23 protein-coding genes are annotated in these 26,846 nt (G+C 52.4%); 19 read left to right on the top strand and 4 right to left on the bottom strand.

Annotation, left to right across the window (positions count from 1 at the left end; genetic code table 11):
- The first annotated feature begins 114 nt into the window (after positions 1-114).
- Positions 115-1,980 carry an ATP-binding cassette domain-containing protein gene (locus ACJJIC_RS15240; RefSeq protein ID WP_444909406.1) on the top strand — a complete coding sequence of 622 codons (1,866 nt, stop codon included), beginning with the start codon at positions 115-117 and terminating at the stop codon, positions 1,978-1,980.
- 59 nt (positions 1,981-2,039) lie between these two features.
- On the opposite strand, the gene ACJJIC_RS15235 is transcribed toward ACJJIC_RS15240, so the two are convergent.
- Positions 2,040-2,483 (bottom strand): universal stress protein, encoded by a 444-nt coding sequence (locus tag ACJJIC_RS15235; RefSeq protein WP_252081967.1) that lies wholly within the window; start codon positions 2,481-2,483, stop codon positions 2,040-2,042.
- A gap of 146 nt (positions 2,484-2,629) precedes the next feature.
- Between ACJJIC_RS15235 and ACJJIC_RS15230 the strand changes: the two genes are divergently transcribed.
- The 4 genes from ACJJIC_RS15230 to ACJJIC_RS15215 all read left to right on the top strand — a co-directional run bounded on the left by ACJJIC_RS15230 (position 2,630) and on the right by ACJJIC_RS15215 (position 6,885).
- Positions 2,630-3,154: a hypothetical protein gene (locus ACJJIC_RS15230; RefSeq protein WP_444909407.1), complete on the top strand. Its 525-nt coding sequence runs from the start codon at positions 2,630-2,632 to the stop codon at positions 3,152-3,154.
- A 214-nt stretch (positions 3,155-3,368) separates the two neighbouring features.
- The gene (gene topA / locus ACJJIC_RS15225) at positions 3,369-6,038 is read left to right on the top strand and encodes a type I DNA topoisomerase (protein ID WP_444884601.1); all 2,670 of its coding nucleotides are present in this window, start codon (positions 3,369-3,371) and stop codon (positions 6,036-6,038) included.
- Positions 6,039-6,527, top strand: coding sequence for a DUF6586 family protein (locus ACJJIC_RS15220; RefSeq protein ID WP_445357333.1), 489 nt, complete (start codon positions 6,039-6,041; stop codon positions 6,525-6,527).
- Positions 6,528-6,630: 103 nt separating this feature from the next.
- Positions 6,631-6,885 (top strand): hypothetical protein, encoded by a 255-nt coding sequence (locus ACJJIC_RS15215; protein ID WP_152453256.1) that lies wholly within the window; start codon positions 6,631-6,633, stop codon positions 6,883-6,885.
- Between the two features lie 86 nt (positions 6,886-6,971).
- On the opposite strand, the gene lexA is transcribed toward ACJJIC_RS15215, so the two are convergent.
- Entirely contained in the window at positions 6,972-7,577 is a 606-nt protein-coding gene (gene lexA, locus ACJJIC_RS15210; RefSeq protein ID WP_252081962.1) for a transcriptional repressor LexA, read from the bottom strand.
- 164 nt (positions 7,578-7,741) lie between these two features.
- Here lexA and ACJJIC_RS15205 point away from each other — a divergent pair, with 164 nt between their 5' ends.
- The 5 genes from ACJJIC_RS15205 to ACJJIC_RS15185 all read left to right on the top strand — a co-directional run bounded on the left by ACJJIC_RS15205 (position 7,742) and on the right by ACJJIC_RS15185 (position 12,159).
- Entirely contained in the window at positions 7,742-8,380 is a 639-nt protein-coding gene (locus ACJJIC_RS15205; RefSeq protein ID WP_252081961.1) for an LOG family protein, read from the top strand.
- Positions 8,381-8,774: 394 nt separating this feature from the next.
- Complete coding sequence (locus ACJJIC_RS15200) at positions 8,775-9,407, top strand: TetR/AcrR family transcriptional regulator (RefSeq protein ID WP_444884603.1); 633 nt, start codon at positions 8,775-8,777, stop codon at positions 9,405-9,407.
- 34 nt (positions 9,408-9,441) lie between these two features.
- Complete coding sequence (gene nagZ, locus ACJJIC_RS15195) at positions 9,442-10,458, top strand: beta-N-acetylhexosaminidase (protein WP_444909409.1); 1,017 nt, start codon at positions 9,442-9,444, stop codon at positions 10,456-10,458.
- A gap of 79 nt (positions 10,459-10,537) precedes the next feature.
- Positions 10,538-11,644, top strand: coding sequence for a mechanosensitive ion channel family protein (locus ACJJIC_RS15190; protein WP_444909410.1), 1,107 nt, complete (start codon positions 10,538-10,540; stop codon positions 11,642-11,644).
- A 299-nt stretch (positions 11,645-11,943) separates the two neighbouring features.
- Entirely contained in the window at positions 11,944-12,159 is a 216-nt protein-coding gene (locus ACJJIC_RS15185) for a cold-shock protein (RefSeq protein WP_020413094.1), read from the top strand.
- Positions 12,160-12,821: 662 nt separating this feature from the next.
- On the opposite strand, the gene ACJJIC_RS15180 is transcribed toward ACJJIC_RS15185, so the two are convergent.
- Both ACJJIC_RS15180 and mfd read right to left on the bottom strand, forming a co-directional pair.
- A complete protein-coding gene (locus ACJJIC_RS15180) occupies positions 12,822-13,781 on the bottom strand; it encodes a CsiV family protein (protein WP_445357332.1) in 960 nt (319 codons plus the stop codon).
- A 137-nt stretch (positions 13,782-13,918) separates the two neighbouring features.
- The gene (mfd, locus tag ACJJIC_RS15175) at positions 13,919-17,398 is read right to left on the bottom strand and encodes a transcription-repair coupling factor (protein ID WP_445357331.1); all 3,480 of its coding nucleotides are present in this window, start codon (positions 17,396-17,398) and stop codon (positions 13,919-13,921) included.
- A gap of 306 nt (positions 17,399-17,704) precedes the next feature.
- Between mfd and ACJJIC_RS15170 the strand changes: the two genes are divergently transcribed.
- The 9 genes from ACJJIC_RS15170 (at position 17,705) to nqrM (ending at position 26,715) form a co-directional block, all read left to right on the top strand.
- Positions 17,705-19,165, top strand: coding sequence for a glyceraldehyde-3-phosphate dehydrogenase (locus tag ACJJIC_RS15170; RefSeq protein WP_444885908.1), 1,461 nt, complete (start codon positions 17,705-17,707; stop codon positions 19,163-19,165).
- Between the two features lie 393 nt (positions 19,166-19,558).
- Positions 19,559-20,899 carry a Na(+)-translocating NADH-quinone reductase subunit A gene (locus tag ACJJIC_RS15165; RefSeq protein ID WP_445357330.1) on the top strand — a complete coding sequence of 447 codons (1,341 nt, stop codon included), beginning with the start codon at positions 19,559-19,561 and terminating at the stop codon, positions 20,897-20,899.
- Positions 20,900-20,901: 2 nt separating this feature from the next.
- On the top strand, positions 20,902-22,113 hold the full coding sequence (locus ACJJIC_RS15160; protein WP_252081954.1) for an NADH:ubiquinone reductase (Na(+)-transporting) subunit B: 1,212 nt from the start codon (positions 20,902-20,904) through the stop codon (positions 22,111-22,113).
- Entirely contained in the window at positions 22,106-22,888 is a 783-nt protein-coding gene (locus tag ACJJIC_RS15155) for a Na(+)-translocating NADH-quinone reductase subunit C (RefSeq protein ID WP_252081953.1), read from the top strand. Before ACJJIC_RS15160 ends, ACJJIC_RS15155 begins: the two co-directional genes overlap by 8 nt.
- Before the next feature lie 2 nt (positions 22,889-22,890).
- A complete protein-coding gene (locus ACJJIC_RS15150; RefSeq protein ID WP_252081952.1) occupies positions 22,891-23,547 on the top strand; it encodes an NADH:ubiquinone reductase (Na(+)-transporting) subunit D in 657 nt (218 codons plus the stop codon).
- A gap of 3 nt (positions 23,548-23,550) precedes the next feature.
- Positions 23,551-24,159, top strand: a complete 609-nt coding sequence (gene nqrE / locus ACJJIC_RS15145; RefSeq protein WP_444909414.1) for an NADH:ubiquinone reductase (Na(+)-transporting) subunit E — start codon at positions 23,551-23,553, stop codon at positions 24,157-24,159.
- Between the two features lie 17 nt (positions 24,160-24,176).
- The gene (gene nqrF, locus ACJJIC_RS15140) at positions 24,177-25,400 is read left to right on the top strand and encodes an NADH:ubiquinone reductase (Na(+)-transporting) subunit F (protein ID WP_252081951.1); all 1,224 of its coding nucleotides are present in this window, start codon (positions 24,177-24,179) and stop codon (positions 25,398-25,400) included.
- A 14-nt stretch (positions 25,401-25,414) separates the two neighbouring features.
- Positions 25,415-26,473: an FAD:protein FMN transferase gene (locus ACJJIC_RS15135; protein ID WP_445357329.1), complete on the top strand. Its 1,059-nt coding sequence runs from the start codon at positions 25,415-25,417 to the stop codon at positions 26,471-26,473.
- Positions 26,473-26,715 (top strand): (Na+)-NQR maturation NqrM, encoded by a 243-nt coding sequence (gene nqrM / locus ACJJIC_RS15130; protein WP_252081949.1) that lies wholly within the window; start codon positions 26,473-26,475, stop codon positions 26,713-26,715. The genes ACJJIC_RS15135 and nqrM overlap by 1 nt, the downstream gene beginning before the upstream one ends.
- The last annotated feature ends 131 nt before the right edge of the window (positions 26,716-26,846 follow it).

Here is a 26,846-nt window from a genome sequence, read left to right as displayed (position 1 = left end):
TGGCAAAAAAGCGTAAAATAGCGAATTTTTCACAGGACCCGAAGTATCAATTTTCGTTTCATTCAACTAACTAGCGAGAATGTTAACCGGGTCTGTTAATTGTAGTGCCTAATTATGTTGCTTCTATTGGATGGGGTCAGTCTGCGTTACGGGACCCAGGTGCTTGCTGAAAACGTCAGTGCAAAAATTGAGCGGGGCGATCGTATTTGCCTTGTTGGCCGCAATGGAGAGGGTAAGTCCAGCCTGTTGCGTTTAATTGCGGGGCAGGTGGACCCAGATGCTGGGGAGATTGTGCGCGCGAGTGGGATGGTTATGGCAACCCTTGAGCAGGAGTTGCCCGCAGGCTGTCTCGACTCTGTCTACCGATATGTTGCCGAGGGTCTGGGCCCTATAGGGGGGGTATTGGCTGGTTATCGGGAGGACCCATCGGCCGAGCTACAGGCCAAAATTGAAGCGGAGCACGGCTGGGATCTCCTGCCTAGAGTCGATAGTGTGCTCGACCGCCTCGGCTTGAGTCCCGATGAATCCGTGGCTGATCTCTCTGGAGGTTGGCAGCGCCGTGCAGCTCTCGCGCGCGCACTGGTTACAGAGCCCGATTTGCTCATTCTCGATGAGCCCACCAACCATTTGGATATTGCCGCTGTGGAGTGGTTGGAAGGGTTCCTCGATACTTTTAGAGGCGCGTTATTGTTCGTCAGCCACGATCGTGCTTTGGCGCAGCGGCTGGCCAGTACAGTCTGGGATTTGGATCGTGGATACCTACGAGTTTTTCGTTGTAAGTTTGGGCGTTACCAGGAAGAAAAAGAGAAACTTTTAGAAGAAGAGGCCAGGAACGAAGCGCTATTCGACAAAAAGCTAGCCCAGGAGGAAGCCTGGATTCGCCAGGGTATCAAGGCGCGACGCACCCGTAATGAAGGGCGGGTGCGGGCCTTGCAGGGACTAAGGCGCCAGAGAGAGGCGCGTCGAACTCAACAGGGCATTGCAAGGATGTCTCTCGATAGTGGAGAAATATCCGGTAAACTGGTGGCTGAGCTTAGCAACGTTACCTTTGCCTACCCCAATGAGTCCCCCCTGATTCGCGACCTTTCATTTACCTTAATGCGCGGTGATAAGGTGGGATTGATTGGTCCTAATGGGGTTGGTAAAAGCACCTTAATTCGAGTGTTGCTCGGGGACCTTCAGCCTCAGTCCGGTCAGGTGCGTTTGGGTACAAAGCAGCAGGTAGCCTATTTTGACCAGCGCAGGGACCAATTAAATCCAGAACTTACCGTGTTGGATAATGTTGGTGGAGGGCGCGACTCTGTCACCATTGGCGGTAAAAGCCGCCATATCATGTCCTATTTATCCGATTTCCTCTTTAGCGGTTTGAAAGCGCGGACCAAGGTAGGTGCGTTGAGTGGTGGTGAGCGCAATAGGGCTCTTCTGGCGAAATTATTCAGTCAGCCAGCCAATATTCTGGTGCTCGATGAGCCGACAAATGACTTGGATGTAGAAACCCTGGAGCTGCTTGAAAAGTTACTTCTGGAATTCACAGGCACAGTGTTATTAGTCAGTCACGACCGTGCATTTCTCGATAATGTTGTGGATTCCTGTCTGGCCTTCGAGGGAGATGGTCGTATCCGAGAGTATGTGGGTGGTTATGCGGACTTCATTCGCCAGGGAGGTAGCTTTGAACAGGAGTCAAAAGAGGAAAAAGTCCCCGAAGGCAAGGTGAAAGCAAAGCCGGTCGAAGCGGACAAGCCTCAGGTTAAGAAAAAGAAGCTCAGCTATAAGCTGCAACGTGAACTGGATGGCTTACCAGCCTTGATCGAACAGCTTGAAGTTGAAATTGGCGCTATAGAGGCTGAGGTAGCAGACCCTACTTTTTATCAACAGGAGCAAGCCCAGGTGCAAAACCGGCTCAATTTACTGGCGGAGAAGCAAACTCAATTAGAGACCGCTTTTGATCGATGGTCGGAGTTGGAGGGGGGCGAAGAGTAAGGTTTGAGTATTGGAGAGAAGGGGTGCATGGCACCACTTCTCTCGCCGAAAGAGGGGGCTTATTCTTCGTCCACATATACCCTGACAGCTAAAACATCGCACTTGGCGCCGTGAAGAACCCCGTTAGAGGTTGAGCCCAGCAGAAGAGCCAGGCCATGGCGTCCATGGCTACCGATAACAATAAGATCGACCTCTAAATCTTTGGCTAGGCGATGTATCTCGGTGGATGGTTGGCCCAAAATTACATGCTGTCGTTCAGCGGGGATATTCAGCGGTAGAGCGGCTTTGTGGAGCTGTTCCTTGGCCTGTCTCTGTAGCTGATCCTGTACCTCCGATAAATCCATGGGGATATCCCCACCGTAGGCAAATGTCAGCGGCTCAATGGCATGCATCAAGCTGATTTCGGCATTGAAAGCTTCAGCGAGGGAGGCCGCTTTTTCCAGCACTTGTGAGGATTCTTCCGAGAGGTCCAGGCCCACCAATATTCGTTCATATTTCGCCATTTTCCATTAGCTCCTGTCTTTTCTATTTGCCCAGTGGGGCCTCATACGACAGCTATTTTCAGTCTATCGCAAAAAAAACTGTTTGACATGGATCATATATGGCGCCGCAGAATAGGCCGTTTTTAAAACCATCATAAGGAACTTTTATGTCCGAATGGCTACCGGTAATCATAATTGGCTTTGCTATTGCCCTGGTGCTGGGGCCAGTGATGTGGCTGAAGCCCAATCAGCGCGACAGCCGTCTGGCTGATTTGCGTGGCCGTGCCGCCAGGGCAGGTATTACCGTGCAAATTCAAGCCTTACCTGAAGCTTTGGGGGAGGGGACCGCAGCGGTTTATTACTATCGGTGGAAGGATAGAAAGCGTCTACAGATTGGTTGGAAGCTACAGCGCCAGCGGATTACGCACGAAATGAATTTTGCCGGTAGTTGGGACTGGGGCAACAGTGTGAGAGCCCCCCAGGCAGCATGGCAGCAATTGCACCAGTTGCTGGATAGCTTGCCGGCGGATTGCTATGCGATTATCGCAACCGATGTCGGATTGGGCGTGCAATGGCAGGAAAACGGTGGGGTCAAAGCTTTTTCGCAGCTGTCTGAGAGTTTGGCGGAGTACACCCCTCTTATAGAAGAATCTGTACGCAAGATCAGTCCCATTAAGCTCCCAGAAGACTAGGGCGACAGGCATTTTAGCGGGCTGCTCAAATAGGGAAAATTGTCACAATTTTACCCTTTTCTGGGGGTGAAATTTGGCGAATAAGCACTAAAAGTTGTCAGCTTTGCTTGACCGCGCCTTGACTGAGGCTTATATATTCGCGCAGCGCAGGCCCGATTGATGGGCCTGAAATGCTTCGGATAGCAGTAAATTTTTCATTTGAAATCAAAGGCTTATGGGTAAATCACTGGTCATCGTCGAATCACCGGCCAAAGCGAAAACCATCAATAAATATCTCGGCAAGGACTTTGTTGTTAAGTCCAGCGTCGGTCATATTCGCGATTTGCCAACCGGTGGTGGCAACAAACAGCCCGTTGACGCAAAAGAACGGGCAAGGCGTGCGGCAGAGACTCGTAAGCTTTCTCCTGAGGCGAAAGAAGCTTACAAGCGCAAGAAAAATCGTGCGCAGCTGATCAAGCGCATGGGGATCGACCCGGATAATAGCTGGCAGGCTCACTACGAAATTTTGCCAGGCAAGGAAAAAGTAGTCAGCGAATTGCAAAAGCTGGCTGAGAATGCCGATCACATTTATCTGGCAACGGATTTGGACCGCGAGGGAGAGGCGATCGCCTGGCACTTGCGGGAAGCAATTGGCGGTAATGACGAACGCTATCGCCGAGTGGTTTTTAATGAAATCACTAAGTCCGCGATCCAGGAGGCGTTCAAAGATCCCGGCCGCCTGAATATCAATCGGGTTCATGCCCAGCAGGCTCGCCGATTCCTCGATCGCATTGTTGGCTATATGGTCTCCCCACTATTGTGGGAGAAAGTTGCCCGAGGACTCTCTGCTGGCCGGGTGCAGTCAGTGGCAGTTCGTCTCGTGGTAGAGCGCGAACGTGAGATCCGCGCTTTCATTCCTGAGGAGTACTGGACGCTTTTCGCTGATACCGCTACCAGCAAAGCGAACAAGCTGCGGCTAGAGGTTAAAAAACAAGCTGGTGAAACTTTCCGCCCCACCAATGAAGCCGATGCGAATAGCGCGGTGAAATTGCTTCAGGGTAGTGAGTTTGTTGTTAGCGGTCGTGACGATAAGCCTACCAGTTCCAAGCCTAGTGCTCCCTTTATTACTTCGACACTGCAGCAGGCGGCTAGTAATCGTCTCGGTTTCAGTGTCAAGAAAACCATGACCCTTGCACAGCGTCTTTACGAAGCTGGTCATATTACATACATGCGTACCGATTCGACCAACCTAAGTAAAGAGGCGGTTGAGTCGGCCCGGCAGTATATCGGTGAGAATTTTGGCGATAAGTATCTGCCAGAAAAGCCCGTTAGTTATAGCAGCAAGGAGGGAGCGCAAGAAGCTCACGAGGCAATTCGTCCCTCCGATGTGCGTGTTGCCCCGAATATGCTCTCAGGTGCAGAGCGGGATGCGGAGCGGCTCTACAATCTGATTTGGCAGCAGTTCGTCGCCTGTCAGATGACCCCGGCAAAATACACTTCCACCTCAATTGTGGTGAGTGCCGGTGACTTTGAGTTGCGTGCTCGCGGCCGAGTGATTCGTTTTGATGGCTTTCTCAAAGTTGCCCCTCCTGCGGGCAAGAAAGATGAAGATCTGCTGCTGCCTGATGTTCAGGTTGGCGATAAGCTGTCTCTGCAGCAGCTGGACCCGAAACAACATTTCACCAAGCCTCCGGCTCGTTTTAGCGAAGCCGCTCTGGTGAAAGAGCTGGAAAAGCGTGGTATTGGCCGGCCCTCAACTTATGCCTCTATTATTTCCACAATTCAGGATCGGGGCTATGTGCGGCTTGAGAACCGCCGTTTCTACGCGGAAAAAATGGGTGATATTGTCACCGACCGCCTCAGCGAAAGTTTTAAAAATCTGATGGACTACGGTTTTACCGCAAGCCTGGAGGAGTCTCTGGATGCGGTTGCCGATGGCGATAAAGGTTGGAAGCAGTTACTCGACGAGTTTTATCAAGACTTCTCCTCGCGGCTGGAAAAAGCTCAGTCCAGCGATGCGGGTATGCGGCGCAACACGCCGACAGATACCGATATCGAGTGCAGTAAGTGTGGTCGCCATATGCAGATCCGCACAGGCTCTACCGGTGTATTCCTTGGCTGCTCCGGTTACGCGCTTCCTCCTAAGGAGCGCTGCACCAACACGATGAATCTGGTCTCAGGCGATGAGGCCGTGGACGCGGATAAGGACGAAGATGCCGAAACCCGCCAGCTGCGGGAGAAGCGCCGCTGTCCCAAGTGCGGCACGGCGATGGATAGTTATCTGCTTGATGAGCAGAGAAAGCTACATATCTGCGGTAATAACCCAGACTGTAATGGTTACGAGGTAGAGCAGGGCACGTTCAAAATTAAGGGCTACGACGGTCCGATTATTGAGTGTGATAAGTGCGGTAGCGACATGCAGCTGAAGTCAGGTCGTTTTGGTAAATACTTCGGCTGTACTAACGAAGCCTGTAAGAATACCCGCAAGCTGTTGAAAAATGGCCAGCCGGCGCCACCCAAAATGGATCCGGTTCCTATGCCGGAGTTGGCTTGCCTGAAGGTTGAGGATCATTACATTCTCCGCGATGGTGCCTCCGGATTATTCCTGGCTGCCAGCCAGTTTCCGAAAAACCGTGAGACCCGTGCCCCGCTGATAAAAGAGCTACTGCCTCACCAAAGTGAGATTGACCCTAAGTACAGTTTCTTGTTCTCGGCTCCCTCACAGGATGATCAGGGGCGCGATACCGTAGTTCGCTTCAGCCGTAAGACCCAAGAGCAGTATGTTCAGTCCGAGGAGGATGGAAAGGCCACGGGTTGGAAGGCTTTTTACCGGGATGGCTCCTGGAAAGTCGAAGCGGCGGCCAAGAAAAAGCCGGCAGCTAAGAAAGCGGCGGCAAAAAAGTAAATGAGTAACCCCTATACCGGCCTAGTCACTTCGGCATTGCGTAAGAGCCAGCTGCTGGCCACAAGTAGTTATGACTCTACTATTCGGCGAATGGCCCTGGAAGAAGGTGCTTTGTTGCAGCTATGGAAAGCCTATCAGGCTTTCCTGGCTGAACTGTCACACCAGCTGCAATTGGGTTTTGAGCCGGAGTCTGTACAGGTTATTTTAGATAGCCTGCACAGCCAGGGGAGAGCGAGCCTTGAAGTAAGTGAACTGCAGTCATTGCTCTCAGAGCCAGGGAGTTGGCTTAGCGAATTATTACGCGCGTGGAACCAGCTCTTAAGGCTGCCTACATTAGCGGAGGAAAAGGGGCAAGCTGGCAACCTTATTCCGACCCACAATATCGCCGGACCAGTACCAATTGAGCTTTCTTTCGAAGTGCTGCTTAAATGGCACAAAGCTCTCAGTGAGCTGATACTTAGACAGCGTGCCAATCTCGAGGAGTGCTAAGAGGGCTCCGCTTCCTTTCTATTCATCTTTTTGCGCCCACTGAAACTTCTAAATTGCCTGTGGTACACTGGGCGCAAACTGATGTGCAGTGAAGGGAAAGCAAATGTCCTCCGAAACTTTTGAGATTATCGAGTTGGCCAATGGCGATGTGGCTCTGCGCCGTGCCGGCCATGAGGAGGACCCTCTGGTGAGTATTCGTTTCTCAGCCGAGAGTCTCCAATTTTTGCGAAAGCACAAGGTAGCAGTAGCCCGGGCCATGTTAGAGGCGGGTATAGAAGCCGTGCAAAATCTCGATGACCTGGAGCCAGGTTACTTTGAAGAGGAAGAGTCGATGCCGGTTAACCATACGATTCACTAATCTATGGTAAAGGCGAAAAATTAAGTGAAACAACAGCGGCTAGAAGCCGCTGTTATTGTATTTGATTGGCGGTAAATCTTTTAGTCTCACGGAGTTTGGCGAATAACGCCCACCGCTAATCCTTCAATCACAAAGTTCTTATCCCGCATATCTACTTGGATGGTATCAAAGTCTTCGTTTTCAGGCAGGAGTTGTACTGTTGCCTGATTACCTTTACGGCGGAAGCGCTTTACGGTTACTTCATCATCAATCCGCGCAACTACAATCTGCCCGTTTCTGATTTGTTCGGTCTTCTGCACTGCCAGAAGGTCCCCATCGAGAATACCGGCATTTCGCATACTCATGCCGTGTACCCGCAATAAATAATCTGCCGGTGGGTGGAAGAAACTGGCGGGCAGGTCGCAATAATCCTCAATATGCTCGGCTGCCAGAATAGGATTGCCTGCGGCGACACGCCCCACGATGGGAAGTCCCGATTGGTGGTCGGGAATTCGAATACCTCGGGAGGCACCGGCAACCATCTCAATGGCTCCTTTCCGTGCCAGTGCTTTGAGGTGTTCCTCTGCAGCGTTGGGCGAGCGAAAACCCAGCTCTTGGGCGATTTCTGCGCGGGTGGGAGGGTAACCTGTGTCGTCCAGGTAGGCTTTTATCAGCTCTAATACTTGAGTCTGGCGTGCGGTGAGATTGGTCATAGATTTACCTAGCGTTTCTGTATTTTTATACAGTTGCTGGGATTATATACAGATTTAAGGATCTCGCAAACTGAGCACCTGCCTGCAGTCCAGCTGCTACATTGTTTAAGAAAACAGGGAATGAAAAGAATAGTTGAAAGAACTGACAGCAAGGGAGAACAATAATGCTTGATGCGAAAATGGCTGAAGCCTGGAGAGTTCTGCGCATTCAATCTGAGTTGGTTGATGGAATTGAGCGTTTGGTTGCGCTTAACGGGGCGGTAACAGTTTTTGGCGGTGCGCGTTTCACTGAAGATAGCCAGGAATATCAGCAAGGGGTGAAGCTTGGGGAGCTTTTAGCAGCAGAGGGGATACCTGTGATGACCGGTGGCGGGCCGGGTCTGATGGAAGCGTGTAATCGTGGGGCTTTTGAGCAGCCTGGTACTTCAATCGGATTAAATATCGAGCTGCCTTTTGAGCAGGCAGCCAATCCTTACCAAGATATCAGCTTGAATTTTCGCTATTTCTTTGTGCGTAAATTTATGTTTGTGAAGCATGCCGTGGGTTTTGTGGGTTTACCCGGGGGCTACGGCACGCTGGACGAATTATTTGAGGCGCTGACATTAGTACAAACCCAAAAAGTACGGCGATTCCCAATCGTTTTGGTGGGCAAGCGTTATTGGGGAGGGCTGTACGATTGGCTGGTAGATACGGTATTGGAACGAAATTGTATCGACTCTGCTGATCTAGATCTGTTTCATGTGGTGGATGCAGTGGAAGAGGCTGCAGATTTAATTATGAAATATATGCGAGCCAGGGATTAAATAGTTTTCGAGATGTCTAGGTTACTTTCTTTATTAATTAACAATCGGATAGGGCGAGGAGTAGGGGAGGCAGGAAAAACAGGAATACAGGAGGTAGAGGCCAAATACAGAGCCTACAGCTGTGCCTCGTCCCTAAATAGTAGTTAGCGCCTCTATCTTTCTTCCCGCGCAGTGGAATGCACTAAGGCCTATGGGAAGAGGTAGTGGTCAGTCGCTTCGGTAATTACATCTTATCCTGCCAACTTACCAAACCAATTTCGCCTATGGGGATTCGCCAGGTCGGACTTCCCCCTACAACCGTTCTTTCTGTATGTGTAATAAGCCGCCAGCGAGCTGGGGAGTGTGCTACTCTGGCCGAAATTAAACAGCTGTTTTAAATGGTGGTTTGATATCTATGAGTCAGATGGATACCGTTAACCGCATCTTGGATGCTGCCGAAGCGCTCTTTGCCGAGCGCGGCTTTACTGAGACATCCCTTAGGACTATTACGAGTACTGCCGGAGTCAATCTGGCAGCCGTCAACTACCACTTTGGTTCTAAGAAAGAGTTGATCCAGGCGGTTTTTGAGCGTTTCCTAACACCATTTACCGATGCCCTGGAAGCAGAGTTGGATCGACGCATAGCTTCTGGCCAGCCACTTAAGGTTGAAGGGTTGTTGGAGAGCCTATACCGAGTTGGGTTGGGCAGTCTGAGCCAACTTGGGCTGGATGCTCAGCGCTTTATGCGCCTGCTGGGACTAGCTTATACGCAGTTTCAGGGGCACTTACGCCGCTTTATAGTGTCTCGTTACGGTGATAGTTACCGACGCTTCGCAGGCCTACTGGCCGAGGCCTTACCGGGGGTTGATCCCGTGACTTTCTACTGGCGCCTGTATTTTATGTTAGGGGCCACTATTTTCACCTTGTCGAGCTACGATGCCATAGAGGCTATCCTGAGAGAGGATTTTGGTGCTCAGAGCAGCCTGCCGGAAACTTTGGAGCGCCTTGTGCCGGCCGCTTCGGCAATGCTAAAGGTGGAGTCCGGTTAAACTGCGCAGCTGGTGAATCTTAGAGGAACTGAATATGCCTGCATCACTTGGACCGGTGATGATCGATATCGAAGGGCAGAAGCTCACTGATGAGGATTGTGAGCTTTTGCGCCACCCGCTCGTGGGTGGTTTGATTTTCTTTGCGCGCAATTATCGCGATCGCGATCAGATTCAAGCTCTGATTGCCGATATTCGATCTGTGCGCCCAGAGATACTGCTGGCTGTTGATCAGGAGGGTGGGCGAGTACAGCGTTTTCGAGAGGGGTTCACGCGTTTGCCTTCCATGCAAAAGCTGTCCGCCGAGGCTTCAGCAGTACAGTTGCAGGATGTGGGTTGGTTGCTCGCCTCTGAGTTATTGGCTGTAGGGATGGATTTCAGTTTCGCCCCTGTATTGGATGCCGATGACAGCCACAGCCGAGTTATTGGAGATCGCAGTTTTTGTCCCGCCCCCCATCACCTGACGGCTATTGCAAGGCCATTTATTCAAGGGATGCGTGAGGCCGGTATGGCTACAACCGGCAAGCACTTTCCAGGACACGGGCACGTGCTTGAAGATAGCCATGTGGAGCTTCCTCAAGACGAGCGCTCCCTGGAGCAGGTGCTGGCCAGCGATGCCTTGCCTTTTATTGACTGCATAGGGGCCGATGAACTGGATGCGGTGATGCCCGCTCACATTCGCTTCGTCAATATAGACAGTCAGCCGGTGGGTTTCTCCCGTTACTGGCTACAGGATATTTTGCGAGGACGGCTGGGTTTTAATGGGGTTATCTTCAGTGATGATCTGTCCATGGAGGGGGCGGGAGCTGCCGGTGGTTATGGGGAGAGAATCCGCGCTGCTCTGGAAGCGGGTTGTGATATGGGCGTAGTCTGCAATAACCGCGCAGGGGCTTTGGAGTCTCTCGCTGGGCTGCAGAACTTTATTCCCGCAGCGGAATCGAGTGAGCGTCTGAAAGCTATGCGGGGTAGACCCTTAATCACCTCCTGGGCGGAACTCGAAAAAAGTGAGCGCTGGCATAGAACTCGCAGCTGGTTAGCTTCAATAATGCAGTAGTTGAGAAATACCGGTTTCCGCAGCTTGCTCCAAGAACCTATGGGCGGCTGGAGCCGGTTTTATAAGCGGAGGGGGAATTGTGGAGTCCGTAGAGAGTGTGCTGTTGTCCTGGTTGGGTGATAACCGGGTTTGGATAATCTCTGTTTTTCTTATTGTATTAGCTTCCGCACTGGCGGCCTGGGTTTTCGGCCGCTTTGTGCAAAAACTGGCTGCCAGGGCTGAGAAGACCGTCAATCCCTGGGATGATGCGCTGGTAGGGGCTCTCTCCCCTCCTGGACAAGTATTAATCTGGCTGTTGGGGCTCACGGTGGCCGCCCAGCGTGCGGGTCAGGCGACGGGTGCAGAGATTTTCTCCCTGGCAGAGCCTGCCCGCGAGATAGGCCTTATTTTGGTCCTCTCCTGGTTCGCTTGGCGCTTCTCGCACAGCGCGGAGCGTAACCTTTGCAATCCCCGCTATATTGGCAAGCCGATGGATGCCACCACGGTTAGAGCCATCGGCAAGCTGGTGCGGGCTTCGATCGCTATCACTGCGGGTATAGTGATTATGCAGTTCCTAGGCTATAGCGTCAGTGGCGTTTTGGCCTTTGGTGGCATTGGGGGTTTGGCGGTTGGCTTTGCCGCTAAGGATTTGCTGGCGAATTTCTTTGGTGGGCTGATGATTTACTTAGATCGCCCCTTTGCGGTTGGCGATTGGATACGCTCCCCGGACAAGGAGATTGAGGGGACTGTAGAGGATATTGGCTGGCGCCTGACTCGCATACGCACCTTTGATATGCGCCCAGTTTATGTGCCTAATAGTGTCTTCACGCAGATTTCTGTCGAGAACCCTTCGCGAATGCTCAATCGCAGGATCTTTGAAACTATTGGGGTTCGTTATGAAGATGGCCATTTAATGGCGCAGATAGTGGCAGATGTTAAGAAAATGTTACAGCATCACCCGGAAATAGATGCCAACCGAACTCTTATTGTTAATTTTAATAGTTTTGCAGCCTCATCCCTTGATTTCTTTATATACACCTTTACCAGAACGACAGAGTGGGTGAGATACCATGAAATCAAACAGGATGTTTTGTTGAATGTACTCAATATAATTGAGCGCCATGGTGCGTCTTGTGCATTTCCGACCTCGACGGTACATATTGCCGATATTCCTTCATTAGCGCGAGAAGCCGCGTTAGACAGTTGAGTATTGGGAGTGCGATAAGGTACAAATGTTTAGTTTAAATATCGCGCCTAATTGGGGTTTTGACGGTTAATTACGCCTATTGGTAAAAACGTAGTATTTATTTCACATAGAAACCTAGACACTGGCGCTGTTTTATCTAAGAATCAGGTTACGCCCTTTGGGTTACTCTCAATAGGGTGAAGCAAGATAGCATTCTGCATGGAGCAGTTTGTTAACAATGGGGTGGCGTTTGCCCCTCTTGCCGAATTGAGCAGTGAGGTAATAGAGGTAGGCGCAATAACAATAATGAGGTTTTCTCAATGAGTGATCGCGTTACAGGTACAGTGAAGTGGTTTAATAACGCACGGGGTTATGGCTTCATCACCTGTGGAGAAGGAACTGAAGATATTTTTGTTCACTATCGCAGCATTCGCGGAGAGGGTTATAAAACCCTTAACGAGGGGCAGGCGGTTGAGTTCGAAATGCAACAAGGTGACAAAGGACTGCTGGCGGAAGATGTTGTTCCCTGTGAGTGATTTTAGGATCACTCGTTGAAAGAACTGTTGTCGCGTAGAGTTTGCGGTGCCAGCCGCTAGCTCTGCCAGCGCCTCCAAAGCGGGCTTTTCAGCTCGCTTTTCTATTTCTCCATTCGCTTGGTTCAATATGTGTCTTATGGCGGTTTGCATACATATATGACCAGTCCCACGAGTTTCGTTATATTTTGAAATGTATTAATTGCCTGCGCCTTTAATTTCTGAAAGCGCTCCAGGCTATTTGTGAAGCTTTAATAATCTTGAAACCAATTTAATATTAGGAGTTAGGGTTTCAGTTCTGTCTGGCGGAATAAATTTAAAAATCTTTATTGCTGCTTCTTTATTAAGCTTTTTTATTTTATTTGGCTATTTTTCTTCTCTAGTGATTTTCACTTGAGCGAGGGTGTTGTAATAATGGGGTGAGTTTTTCTCTTCGCCTTCCGTGTCTTTGTACTTGTTTTTTGCCGGATATCGTTAAGTTGCTGCCTTTGTAAAATTTTATTTTATAAATTGCAGTCAAATTGGTTTGGTTGTGTTATCTGTTATGCCGGATTCGATTCGGCTTTTATAGATTTAGGAAAGTGTAATTTGTTTGGTTATATATACTGTTGTATATGGAATACCCCCTTTGAAGGGGGGTATTTAAAAGAGTATTAATTGGCTGTTTATAAGGTAACTGGGGTGGTTTCTTCTGTGACTTCTTCGTTGCTTTCAGCCACAGTGCGAATTTCAATCAAAATACCAAAAGCCGGGTGGTCAATATAGTGCAGTTGGCCGCTTCGCATACGGCGCTCATGCTGTAAATGAGCGGCCCGCATCACATATACCGGTTGCTCAGTCGGGGCATCTAGGGTTGTTGGCTCCCGGTCTCCTGCTGCGTTTGAGAAGTTATGCCTATCCGGATTGGAAGCAATAAACCCTTCATTTGTGGTAGTGAAAGAAATTGTCTCCTCGGAGGGTGTTGGAGCAGCCTTGGGTCGATGAGGCAGGCGGATACCCTCCACAGATGCGGGAGCAGAGAAATCATTGAGCCAAAGGTTTGTACTCAGGTGTAAATAGCGTGAGACGCTCAAGGTAATAGACCCTTCCAGTTGGCTGTGTCCTGAAAAGGTTTCGCCACCATCAATCAGGATTGCTGGTGACTTATGTTTTTGCTCCAAAACTTGGTGCCAAGCTTTGTGGAATAAAATGCGATCCCCGCCTCTCACTAGAGCTGCCGCCTTAGTATCCAGCTTGGTGTCTACGGGGGAGAGGAGTAAGCGGAGGGGGGGGGCTTGGTCAGTATTGTGATCGCCGAACTCGCTGACTGCAAAGCTGACAGGCTCCTCGTCCAATGCTGTATCTTCTTGGGGGAGCTCTGTGGATTCAGGGAATGCGGTTGCGATAGGGGATTCTGCTTTTTCCTCCCGGGGTGCAGGGGTGTCGAAGTCCACCCAGCGAGCAGGGTAGGTGAGGCTCGGCTCCGCAGGCCAGGTTTCATTGGTTTGTGCCATACCTTGGGGGCGTTCGAACACGATCATCTCGATTTCGAAAGTATTGCCGGCGTAGTTCGCCGCCTGTGAGGTCGTGGCGGAGAGTGCCAGGGCAAGTGTAGAGCAGAGGTGCACTATCTTTTTTATGGTCATTGGGTTACCACTTTCTTCCATCTGTCCTGTCTATCGTCAGAGCAGGGTGAGTATTTCGCGGCCAGCTATATAGGCCGGGATTGTGGCAGGGGGTGGCCCCCCTGTCGATCGATCAGGTCACTAGCTACCGGATACTATCACTGGGCTAAGCGCTCCAGCACTTCGCTTATTTCCTGTAGCTTGCGGTCGGCGCCCTCTTCATCAAGGCTGAAGTTCAGCTGGTTGGCGCCAGCCAGCTGGTAGCGTCCCGGCTGTGTTTGCACCAATTTCACCAGGGTGAGGGGGTCTACTTGGGTATTTTCGGCAAACTCGATGCGGCCTCGAGCGGCGGAGGCTTCCAATTTGCGAATGCCCATTTTATCGGCCTTCAGTTTTATTTCGGTGGTGCGGAACAGGTGTTTGACCGGTTCTGGCAGTAGACCAAAGCGGTCGATCATCTCCACCTGTAACTCCTTCAGTTGTTGGCGATCAACTGCGTTGGCGATACGTTTGTACATCATTAGACGGCCATGGACATCCGGCAAGTAGTCCTCTGGAATCAGCGCCGGTACCCGCAGATTGACGTCTACAGCCGGGGACTCCAGGGGGTCGTCGATATTGGGAGTGCGCCCCTCGCGAATGGCTTTTACCGCGCGGTCGAGCATCTCCATATACAGGTTGAAGCCGACACTCTGGATTTGACCGCTCTGTTCCTCACCAAGTAACTCGCCGGCGCCACGGATTTCCAGATCGTGGGTCGCTAGAGTGAATCCAGCCCCAAGATCCTGGGCTTCACTGATGGCTTCCAGTCGCTTGACCGCGTCGCCAGTCATTGAGCGTTTGTTGGGGGTCAGCAAGTAGGCATAGGCTTGGTGGTGGGATCGCCCCACACGACCACGCAGCTGGTGCAGCTGGGCCAGGCCAAATTTGTCTGCGCGTTCGATCAGTATTGTGTTGGCAGTTGGGACGTCGATACCGGTTTCGATAATGGTGGTACACACCAGTACGTTAAAGCGCTTGTGGTAAAAGTCACTCATGACCTGCTCCAGTTCGCGCTCACGCATCTGACCGTGACCGATACCGATGCGGGCCTCGGGAATCAGCTCCTGTAATTCTCGGGCGATACGCTCAATGCTTTTCACTTCATTGTGCAGGAAATACACCTGGCCGCCGCGGAGGATCTCCCGCAGTATGGCCTCCTTCACCAGTGCATCGTCGCGCTCGCGCACGAAAGTTTTTACAGAGAGGCGTCGCGCCGGCGGCGTGGCGATGACTGATAGATCGCGAATGCCGGCCATTGCCATATTTAAAGTGCGCGGGATCGGTGTGGCGGTTAGGTTGAGGATATCCACTTCGGCGCGCAGGCTCTTGAGGCGCTCTTTCTGGCGTACCCCAAAGCGGTGTTCTTCGTCGATAATCAGCAGTCCGAGATTCTTAAAATCCAGGTCGCTCTGTAGAAGCTTATGGGTACCGACAAGGATATCCACTTTGCCACTGGCTATCTTCTCTTTCACGCTGTCCACTTCTTTGCCTGAACGGAAGCGGGAGATCACTTCAATATTGATGGGCCAGTCGGCGAAGCGATCTTGGAAAGACTGAAAATGTTGTTGCGCTAATAGGGTGGTGGGTACCAGCATGGCCACTTGCTTGCCGGCATGGGCGGCGACAAAGGCCGCACGCATAGCGACTTCGGTTTTACCAAAGCCCACATCGCCACACACCAGTCGGTCCATGGGCTTTTTCGACTGCATGTCGCCAATCACGGCTTCAATGGCCTGCTGCTGGTCTGGCGTTTCCTCGAAGGGGAAGCCGGCTGAAAATTCTCTATAAGCCAGCTTGGGGTCGGCAAAAGCGTGACCTACACGGGCTTCACGACGCGCATAGATATCCAGGAGTTCGGCAGCGGCATCACGAACTTTTTCGGCGGCTTTGCGCTTGGCTTTCTGCCACTGTTCGCTGCCCATTTTATGCAGTGGAGCCAGGGCCTCGTCGGCACCGGAGTAACGGCTGATCAGGTGCAGGCTGGCTACGGGAACATAGAGCTTGGCTTCATTGGCGTATTCCAGAGTCAAGAACTCGGCAGGCTGTCCATCGATTTCCAGGTGTTGCAGGCCGCGGTAGCGTCCCACTCCTTGATCGATATGCACTACCGGGGCGCCGATACGCAATTCGGCCAGGTTTTTGACTGCATTGTCTGCATCATCTTTGGCTTTTTTGCGGCGGCGCTGTTGTAGCACCCGCTCGCCAAATAACTGCGGCTCAGCGATCAGGTTGACGGCAGGATCGGTCAGTAACAGGCCCTGATCCAGGGGCGCTACGGTGATCCCGATGGATTCATTGCTTTGGAGGAATTCTTCCCAGCTGGCATAGGTTGGGGGAGTCAGGCGAATACCTTTTAAAAGCTCCAGCAATGCCTCGCGGCGCCCGCCGCTTTCGGCACAGAAGAGCACTCGCCCGGAGTACTCCATCAGGTAACTTTCCAGGGCGGCCATTGGTTGCTCGGCCTTGCCGTCTACCGGTAGGGTTGGAGGTACTTGGGTGGCAAAGTTGTAATTGCCCTGGGCATCGGGCAGCGTCTCTGCAGAGAAGATGGCCCTTGGCATCGATTTGAGCGCGCCATTGAATTCATCGATATCCAGCAGAATCTGGCGTGGTTGAAGAATTGGGCGGGTCAGATCGCCGCGGCGGCTCTCATAGCGGTTGCTGACCTCGCGCCAAAAGCTATCAACAGGTGCTTGCACATTTCCTTGGATAAAAGCTTGGCTGTTCTCGGGTAGGTAGTCGAACAGGCTCGCGCAATTGTTATCAAAAAATAGCGGCAGATAGTATTCGATACCCGCTGGGGCAATTCCTGCACTGATATCCTGGTAGATGGACACAAGACTGGGGTCCACCTGGAATTGTTCATGCCAGTTCCGCAGAAAGCCGGAAAGACCGGCCTTGTGCATTGGGAACTCTCTTGCGGGCAGCAGGTGAATAGTTTCCACCTTATCCACTGTGCGTTGGGTTTCTGGGTCAAAGGTGCGCAGGGATTCAATTTCATCGTCGAATAGATCGATGCGATAGGGCAGTGGACTGCCCATAGGGAAAATATCCATGAGTGAGCCGCGCACGGCAAACTCACCGTGTTCATAGACGGTATCTACACAGTGATAGCCTGCCTGCTCTAACAGGCGACGCTGGATATCAATATCAAATTGTTGCCCCTCATTGAGGATCAGCGCATTGCCAGCTACGTAATCACTTGGCGGCAGGCGATGCATTAAGGTGCTCACGGGCACTATGACAATACCGCTCCCCATTTGCGGCAGGCGGTAGAGGGTTGCCAGGCGGTCCGAGATAATATCCTGGTGGGGGGAGAAGGTATCGTAGGGGAGAATTTCCCAGTCTGGAAAATGAAAGATCTCAAAGTCGCCCTCTGAGGCTGCATCTCTCCGCGCTTTGTTAAAAAATTTCAGCTGTACCTCTAAGCGGTGCGCTTCGAGGCTGTCACGAGTGATCAGCAGTGTGGGGGATTGACTGTCGCGAGCAGCATTCAGAATGGCGAGTGCGGCCGCTGCGCCGTGAAGTTGTCCCCAGAATTGCCGGTCGGTGGTGCTGTGAAATTTGGGGGGAGTCAGGGGCTGTATATCGGTCATCGTTCCTTAAATATCCGCGCTTTCATTTGCTGTAGTGCCAGGGGCGGCTATTGTAGCCGCGATCGGATCGGGCTGCAGTCTATGATATCTGTGCCTGTGGTTTCGATCTCAAACGGCTGCAATTTTTAGGGGGTTGCGTATCGCGAGGGCTTGTGACAACAAAAAGGTAGTTTTACTACATTTTTTTGGTTTTTTTTTGCGCAGTTGCGTAGCAGCGGGTGAATACTGATAATGCGCAGCCATACGGCCCCGAGTGGTTTGTGGGCCGTGATTTCCTGCCTATTAAACACATTGCAGAGGTGTCCGATAGTGACTCAGAAGCGACCGAAGCCCGCGGACTTTTTCAAGGACTGGAAACAGCGTGAAGCACTGGCTGAATCCATGATCCCGATGATTGGAAAGCTCAACCGTGAGAGCAACGTCGGTATTTATATGTACGGCCGCAACCTGGTTAATCGCTCAGTGCTGAGCATTATGAAAGCGCACCGTTTCGTGCGTCAGGTTGAGGAAAATGAACTCTCCGAGTTTGAAACCTTCCCTGTATTGGAAGCCATCTGCAAGATGGAGCTGGGTCCCGTACATATCGACCTGGGAACCATGACCAACAAGTACATGCGCGACGATCGCGGCTTGTCTGTGGATGAGTTTGTACGTGAAGAGCTGTCCGACGCAGCGGGTGCCGGCAAGCCTCTGCCTGAATCCAAAGATGTTGTGATCTACGGTTTTGGCCGTATCGGCCGTCTGGTTGCCCGCCTGCTGATCGACAAGGCCGGTAGTGGTGACGTTCTGCGTCTGCGCGCTATCGTACTGCGCAAGGGTAAGGCCCCCAACGATCTGGTGAAGCGCGCTTCTCTGCTGCGTCGCGACTCCGTACATGGCGCCTTCCAGGGCACTATCCGTGTAGACGAGGAGACCAACTCCCTGATCTGTAACGGTAACGAAATCAAGATTATCTACGCCAACTCCCCGCAGGAAGTGGATTACACCCAGCACGGTATCAACGATGCGATTATCGTTGACAGTACCGGTGTATGGCGCGATGAAGAAGGCCTGAGCCAGCACCTGCAGAGCCCCGGCGCCTCCAAAGTGCTTCTGACTGCACCGGGCAAGGGCGATATCAAGAATATCGTTTACGGTATCAACAGTAGCGACATCAAGCCGGAAGACAAGGTGCTGTCTGCCGCTTCCTGTACCACTAACGCCATCGTGCCTGTGCTGAAGGCGATGATGGACGGTTACGGCGTTGAGCACGGCCACGTAGAAACTGTACACGCCTACACCAATGACCAGAACCTGATCGACAACTATCACAAAGGTGAGCGTCGCGGTCGCGCAGCAGCGCTGAATATGGTTCTGACTGAAACCGGTGCTGCCAAGGCGGTTGCCAAAGCGCTGCCCGAGCTGAAAGGTAAGCTTACCGGTAACGCAATTCGCGTTCCGACCCCCAATGTTTCCATGGCGATCCTGAACCTGAACCTGGGTAAAGAGACCACCAAGGAAGAGCTGAACGAATATATGCGCGACGTGGCGCTGCACTCGCCACTGCGTCAGCAGATCGATTTCACCAACTCCCCGGAAGTGGTATCCAGCGATTTTGTTGGCTCCCGCGTTGCCTGCGTATTCGATTCCACTGCGACTATCGTGGATGGTAAGAACGCAGTGCTCTACTGCTGGTACGACAACGAGTTCGGTTATAGCTGTCAAGTGGTTCGCTGCTTGGAAGATATGGCTGGCGTTCGTTACGAGTTGTTCCCCAAGAAAGACTAAGGCGTCAGCTTGAGGTCTGCAGGTCGGCTCTTTGGGCCGGCCATGAGGGTGGGGCGGCAGTCACAGCCGTCCGCCCACATCTTTCCAAATCCCTGTTTTTTCAGTAGAAATTTCCCATCTTAGTGCCACTTTGGACGCTTCCAGACTGGTAAAGCTTTTGCCCCATCTTTATAATGCGCGCGATTTTGCGGGGCGGCCGTGCGCCGAGAAGTTAGCGCGCACAACCTTTAGTTAGCTTCCTTCCGCCCGGTCTACGGGTGAAACGGCATAAGCCCTCGCAGCACAGAATTCCACAGTATGGCTCGCCAGTCCGGGATTGACTGTTTTTCAGTTTGAACCTGGGCGGGTGGGCTTTATTGCAATTTTATAAACTAGAAACTTAGGCATAGGCGTATGAGAAAGATCCGTCGGGGATTGGACTTACCCATATCCGGCGCGCCCGAGCAGGTCATCCACAAAGGACCTGCGATCAAGACCGTTGCTGTTCTCGGCCCCGATTATCACGGGATGAAGCCGACAATGGCAGTGGCTGTAGGGGATCGCGTCAATCTTGGTCAGCTACTGTTCAGTGACAAAAAAACCGAAGGCGTGCGCTACACCGCGCCGGCCGCCGGTCGTGTTGTTGCTATCAATCGCGGTGCTCGCCGTGTTCTGCAATCCGTTGTGATTGGCATAGACGGCGATGCAGCAGAACAGTTCCAGAGCTATAGCGTAGATAAGCTATCTGGTCTGACGCGCGAACAGGTCGTTGAGAACCTGGTTGAATCCGGTATGTGGACCGCACTGCGTACCCGCCCGTTCAGCCGCGTTCCCGCTTTGGATGCCAAGCCGGAAGCGGTGTTTATTAATGCGATGGACACCAATCCTCTGGCTGCCAACCCAGAAGTGGTCATTGCCGAGAACCCCAAAGCCTTCTCTCAGGGCGTTGAGATTCTTTCCAAGCTGTCGGAAACCACTTACGTCTGTACCGCTCCTGATGCAGATATCCCCGTACCGAGCGCTGCGAATATTCGCCGCGAAGCTTTTGCCGGCCCCCACCCGGCTGGCCTGTCCGGTACCCATATCCACTACTTGAACCCGGTTTCCGGTTCTCGCAGTGTATTTACCATTAATTACCAGGATGTGATCGCCGTAGGCAAACTGTTTACCACCGGTAAACTTTTCACCGATCGCGTTGTTTCCCTGGCCGGCCCTCAAGTTAAACAGCCCCGACTTGTGCGCACTCGTCTCGGCGCCAGCCTGGAAACTTTGACTTCCGGTGAGTTGAAAGGTGATAACGACCGCGTTATTTCCGGCTCCGTATTTGGCGGCAGCACTGCTGAAGGTCCTTTGGGTTACCTGGGTCGTTACCATAATCAGGTATCTGTGCTGGAAGAGGGTGGTGAGCGTCCTTTCCTGCACTATCTGCGTGCCGGTAACAAGCGCTTCTCCGTTTTCCCGATTTATCTTTCGCGCCTGTTCAAGAACAGACTGTTCAACTTCACCACCAGTACTAACGGTTCCGAGCGTGCCATGGTACCGGTCGGCACTTATGAGAAGGTCATGCCGCTGGACGTACTGCCGACCCAGCTACTGCGCTCCCTGATCGTGGGTGATACCGCTATGGCCCAGAAACTGGGTGCTCTGGAGTTGGATGAGGAAGATCTGGCACTGTGCACCTTTGTGTGTCCGGGCAAGTACGAATACGGCCCCATTTTGCGGGACAACCTGACCCGTATTGAGAAGGAGGGGTAAGTATGTTGCGTAAATTCCTCGATTCCATCGAACCGAAATTCCACAAAGGTGGCAAGTTCGAAAAGTTCTATGCCCTCTTTGAGGCCATTGATACTGGCTTGTTCCAGCCGGCTGATAAAACCAAGACCACCTCTCATGTGCGCGATGGTATCGACCTGAAGCGTATTATGATCACCGTGTGGGCTTGTGCGATGATCCCGGCGTTCTACGGTATGTGGAATATCGGTTTCCAGGCCAACACTATTCTGGAAGGTATGACCAATCCGGATCTGTCCGGCTGGCGTCACGCCATTATTGGTGCTCTGACCTCCTATAACCCTGCGAGCCTGTGGGACAACTTTGTCTACGGAGCCATGTACTTCCTGCCGATTTATGCGGTCACCTTTATTGTGGGTGGTATCTGGGAAGTGCTGTTCGCCGCTGTGCGCGGTCATGAAGTGAACGAAGGTTTCTTCGTAACCTCCATCCTGTTCGCCTTGACCTGTCCGCCGGATCTGCCTCTGTGGATGGTGGCTATGGGCATCAGCTTCGGTGTGGTGATCGGTAAGGAAGTGTTCGGTGGTACCGGCAAAAACTTCCTCAACCCGGCACTTACCGGTCGTGCGTTCGTATTCTTCGCCTATCCGGCAGCGATGTCTGGCGATGCAGTATGGACTGCGGTTGACGGTTACACCGGCGCTACCGCGCTGTCTGTCATGGCCAGCGAAGGTATCCAGAACGGTATCGTGAATGCTGCGGTTGGCCAGGTAACCTGGTTCGACGCTTTCTTCGGCAAGATACATGGTTCCATCGGTGAAACTTCTACCCTGGCTATCCTGATTGCCGGTGTAATTCTGATGGGCATGAAGATCGCCAGCTGGCGCATCGTAGCCGGCACTCTGCTGGGTATGATGGCCACCGCATTTATGTTCAACATGATCGGTTCCGAAACCAACCCGATGTTCCAGGTACCCTGGTACTGGCACCTGGTAGTGGGCGGTTTTGCTTTCGGCCTGATCTTTATGACCACTGACCCGGTTTCCGCTGCCATGACCAACACTGGTCGCTGGTGGTACGGCATCCTGATCGGGGTGATGGTTGTCCTGATTCGTGTAGTGAACCCGGCCTTCCCGGAAGGCATGATGCTGGCGATCTTGTTCGCTAACCTGTTCGCTCCGCTGTTTGACCACTTTGTGGTGCAGTCCAATATCAAACGGAGGTTGGCACGTGGCTAATAAAGATTCCGTAACCGGTACTCTGATTGTCGCGCTGGTAATGTGCCTGGTGTGCTCTGTGGTGGTTTCCACTGCGGCGGTAATGCTGAAGCCTGCCCAGCAGGCGAATGCCGAGCTGGACATGAAGCGCAACGTACTGATGGCTGGTGGCCTGCTGAAGGACTCTCGCGCTAACAAAGCGGAAGTAGAGAAAGCCTTCGCCGATGTGAAGATCAAATACGTTGATCTGAACACCGGTAAGTTCACCGATGAAGCGCCGGCTGGCGGCAGCGGTCGCGCTGCTTCCAAGATTCCCTCTGCCAGTGAGAGACTGCCGGCAGACGAGGATACCGCCAAGATTATCCGTCGGGAAAACATTAAAGAGGTTTACCTGGTAGAGAAAGATGGCCAACTGGACAAGATCATTCTGCCTGTTCGTGGCTACGGACTTTGGGGTACCTTGTACGGCTTCCTCGCGCTGGAGAGCAACCTAGACACCGTAGCGGGCCTCGGCTTCTACGAGCACAAGGAAACTCCCGGACTGGGTGGCGAAGTGGACAACCCTAACTGGAAAGCCCAGTGGGTTGGTAAGCAAGTCTTCAATAAGCAAGGCGACGTAGATATCGCTGTGATCAAAGGCCAGGTTAACCCCAACAGCCCGAATGCGATTCACGAAGTAGACGGCCTGTCCGGTGCAACTCTGACCAGTAAGGGCGTTAGCAACCTGGTGAACTTCTGGCTGGGTAACCAAGGTTATGGTCCCTTCCTGAAAAACCTGAAAGCAGGGGAGGCATAAGCATGAAAATCAAAGAGACTCTGCTAGAGCCGATTTTTAACAACAACCCGATCGCACTGCAGATCCTGGGCATCTGTTCTGCACTGGCTGTAACCAGCTCGCTGCAGGTAACCCTGGTAATGTGTATCGCTCTGACCTCGGTTGTGGCCTGTTCCAACGTTGCGGTATCTCTGATCCGCAACCAGATCCCGAACAGTATCCGCATCATCGTTCAGATGACCGTGATTGCCTCATTGGTAATTCTGGTGGATCAGTTGATCAAGGCATTGGCATACGACATCTCCAAGCAGTTGTCCGTATTCGTTGGCCTGATCATTACCAACTGTATCGTAATGGGTCGTGCGGAAGCCTTCGCTATGAAGAACCCGCCGCTGCCCAGCTTCTTCGATGGTCTCGGTAACGGTCTGGGCTACAGCGTTATCCTGATTGGTCTCGCGGTAATCCGTGAACTGTTCGGCGCTGGCAAACTGTTCGGTGTAGATATCCTGACCACCGTGAGCAACGGTGGCTGGTATATCCCCAACGGCCTGCTGTTATTGCCGCCCAGTGCATTCTTCCTGATCGGCCTGTTCATCTGGGCAATACGCGCCTGGAAGCCTGCTCAGGTTGAGCAAGACGAGTTCAAGATTGCGCCTAATTCCCAAGCGCAGGAGGCCTAATCCATGGAACATTATATTTCTTTGATTATCCGCGCCGTTTTCGTTGAAAACATGGCGTTGGCCTTCTTCCTCGGTATGTGTACCTTCCTGGCCGTATCGAAGAAGATTGAAGCTGCGATTGGCCTGGGTATTGCGGTTATCGTGGTACTGACTCTGACAGTACCGGTGAACAACCTGATTTACACCTACCTGCTGAAAGACGGCGCACTGGCCTGGGCCGGTTACCCCGACGTGGACCTGAGCTTCCTCGGCCTGCTGTCTTACATCGGCGTAATTGCGGCACTGGTACAGATCCTGGAGATGTTCCTGGATAAATATGTACCAGCGCTCTACAACGCCCTGGGTGTATTCCTGCCGCTGATCACCGTGAACTGCGCCATCATGGGTGCCTCCCTGTTCATGGTTGAGCGCGAATACGCGTTCGGTGAGAGTGTTGCCTACGGTTTCGGTGCCGGCCTCGGTTGGGCACTGGCGATTACCGCTCTGGCCGGTATTCGTGAAAAGCTGAAGTACAGTGACGTTCCGGATGGCCTGAAAGGTCTGGGCATCACCTTCGTAACCGTTGGTCTGATGTCCCTGGGCTTCATGTCCTTCGGCGGCATCGATATCTAAGCGGGGAAAACAATAGAATGAGTATTGAAATTATCCTCGGCGTAGCGATGTTTACTGTCATCGTACTGGCGCTGGTGGCGGTGATCCTTGCGGCCCGCTCGCGCCTGGTAAACACCGGCAACGTCAACATTTTGGTTAACGGTGAGAAGACTCTCACCGTGCCAGCCGGCGGCAAGCTGCTGCAAACCCTGGCTGCCAATAACCTGTTCCTGGCCTCCGCCTGTGGTGGCGGCGGCAGTTGTGCGCAGTGTGTGTGTAAAGTGACTGCCGGCGGTGGCGATATGTTGCCGACTGAAGCGGCTCACTTTACCCCGCGCGATGCGAAAGAAGGCAAGCGTCTTTCCTGTCAGGTTGCGGTTAAGCAAGATATGGAAATCGAAGTGCCGGAAGAGGTGTTCGGAGTGAAGCAGTGGGAGTGCACTGTGGAATCCAACCCCAACGTTGCCACCTTTATTAAGGAGCTGACCTTGCGTCTGCCCGAAGGCGAAAACGTTGACTTCCGTGCTGGCGGTTATGTACAGCTGGAGGCCCCAGCTCACCACGTTAAATTTGCCGACTTCGAAGTAGAAGACCAGTACCGCGGTGACTGGGAGCACTTTGGCTTCTTCAAGTTGGAGTCCAAGGTGACCGAGCCTGTGGTTCGCGCCTACTCCATGGCTAACTACCCGGAAGAAAAAGGTGTTGTTAAGTTCAACATCCGTATCGCGACTCCGCCACCCCGTACCGAGGGTATCCCGCCGGGTCAGATGTCTTCCTACGTGTTCAGCCTGAAGCCGGGTGACAAGATCAAGGTGTACGGACCCTTCGGTGAGTTCTTCGCCAAGGAAACCGACAACGAGATGGTGTTTATCGGTGGTGGTGCCGGTATGGCGCCGATGCGTTCACACATCTTCGACCAGCTCAAGCGTCTGAATTCCAAGCGCAAGATCAGCTTCTGGTACGGCGCGCGTTCTCTGCGCGAGATGTTCTACGAAGATGACTACAACGGTCTGGCTGCTGAGTTTGATAACTTCAAGTGGCATGTGGCCTTGTCTGATCCGCAACCGGAGGACAACTGGACGGGTTACACAGGTTTCATTCACAACGTAGTGTATGAAAACTACCTGAAGGACCACCCGGCTCCGGAAGACTGTGAGTACTACATGTGTGGGCCACCCATGATGAACGCCGCAGTAATCAGCATGCTCAAAGACTTGGGCGTAGAGGATGAAAATATCCTCCTTGATGACTTCGGTGGTTAAACGGAGAGCTTAGTTTGCTAAACGCAATCAAAGCCCCGATAAAAGCAAAAACAGGGCCCGTTCTTCCGGCCCTGTTTTTGCTTTGGGCAACTGTAATTTTCACTGCCTGTACTCCGGCAGCGGAAAACTGGCAGCTTAGTGGCCGCACCATGGGGACCACTTATCACATCACGGTTGTTGATGTACCGCAAAGCGTAAAGCGTAGCGAGCTGCAAGCGTTAATTGACGATGAGCTGCAGCAGGTCAACCAGGAGATGTCCACCTATATCGAGGACTCGGAGTTGATGCGTTTCAACCGCGGTCCTGTAGGTGAGGCCATCCCGGTCAGTGAGCCGCTGGTAGATATTGTGGCGCTGTCCCTGGATATTTATCGACGCAGTCAGGGTGCCTTCGAGGTTACCGTTGGCCCATTGGTTAACTTGTGGGGATTTGGTCCCCAACCAGAGCCTGAGAAAATTCCCTCGGATGCGGAGATAGCCGGTCTGCAAAAGGTAGTCGGCTCCGATGCACTTAAAGTGACCCGTAAACCGGATACGATCACTCGTCAGAGACCGGTAGAAATTGACCTTTCGGCTATCGCCAAGGGGCACGGCGTCGACCGGGTTGCACTGTTGCTGGAGCAGCAGGGAATTCGCAACTACTTGGTCGAAATCGGCGGTGAACTGCGTACCCAGGGTGTGAATCCAAAAGGTAAGACCTGGGTAATTGGTATTGAAGCGCCTGACTCGTTCGGCCAGATGGTTCAACAGCCCATTGGTGTTAGTGGTAAGGCGGTGGCTACCAGTGGTGATTACCGGAATTACTATGAACGCGACGGAGTGCGCTATGCGCACAGTATCGACCCCCGCACTGGTCGACCGTTACAGCACAAGCTGGCCTCGGTAACAGTGCTGGCAGATACCTGTGCTGAAGCAGATGGCCTTGCTACCGCTCTCAATGTACTTGGGGCTGAGGAAGGGTTGGCTTTGGCCGAACGTGAAAACCTGGCTGTTTTCATGTTGGTAAAAACTGATAAGGGTTTCGAGGAGCGCTATAGTCGCGCCTTTGCACCCTACTTAGAGAGGTCTGAGTAATGACAATATTTATCTTTGCTTTTATTGCCATGCTGTTAGTAGTTGCCGGAATGGCACTCGGCGCCATGGTGCAAAATAAGCCACTAAAAGGCTCCTGTGGAGGCCTGAATAATATCGGCATGAAGCAGGACTGCACCATTTGTGGTGGCAACGACGACGAATGCGAAAAAGAGCAAGAGCGTAAGCGTCAGCAAAAGGTTGCCGCTGAAGACCTCGCTTACGACGCGACTAAGCGCAAGTAAGCAATCTCTCCCAAGCCCGTAATTAACGGGCTTGTTGTTTTATATCATTGGCACCTTCTGTGCTGATTTTAGTAGTGAGTGTGAGGCATTCTTAAATCTCATACTCCGTTTTGGAAAAATAGAATTAGAGC

The sequence above is a fragment of the Microbulbifer mixtoriginis (SeqCode) genome (genome assembly GCF_052468275.1).
This window is presented reverse-complemented; position numbering and strand designations above follow the sequence as displayed.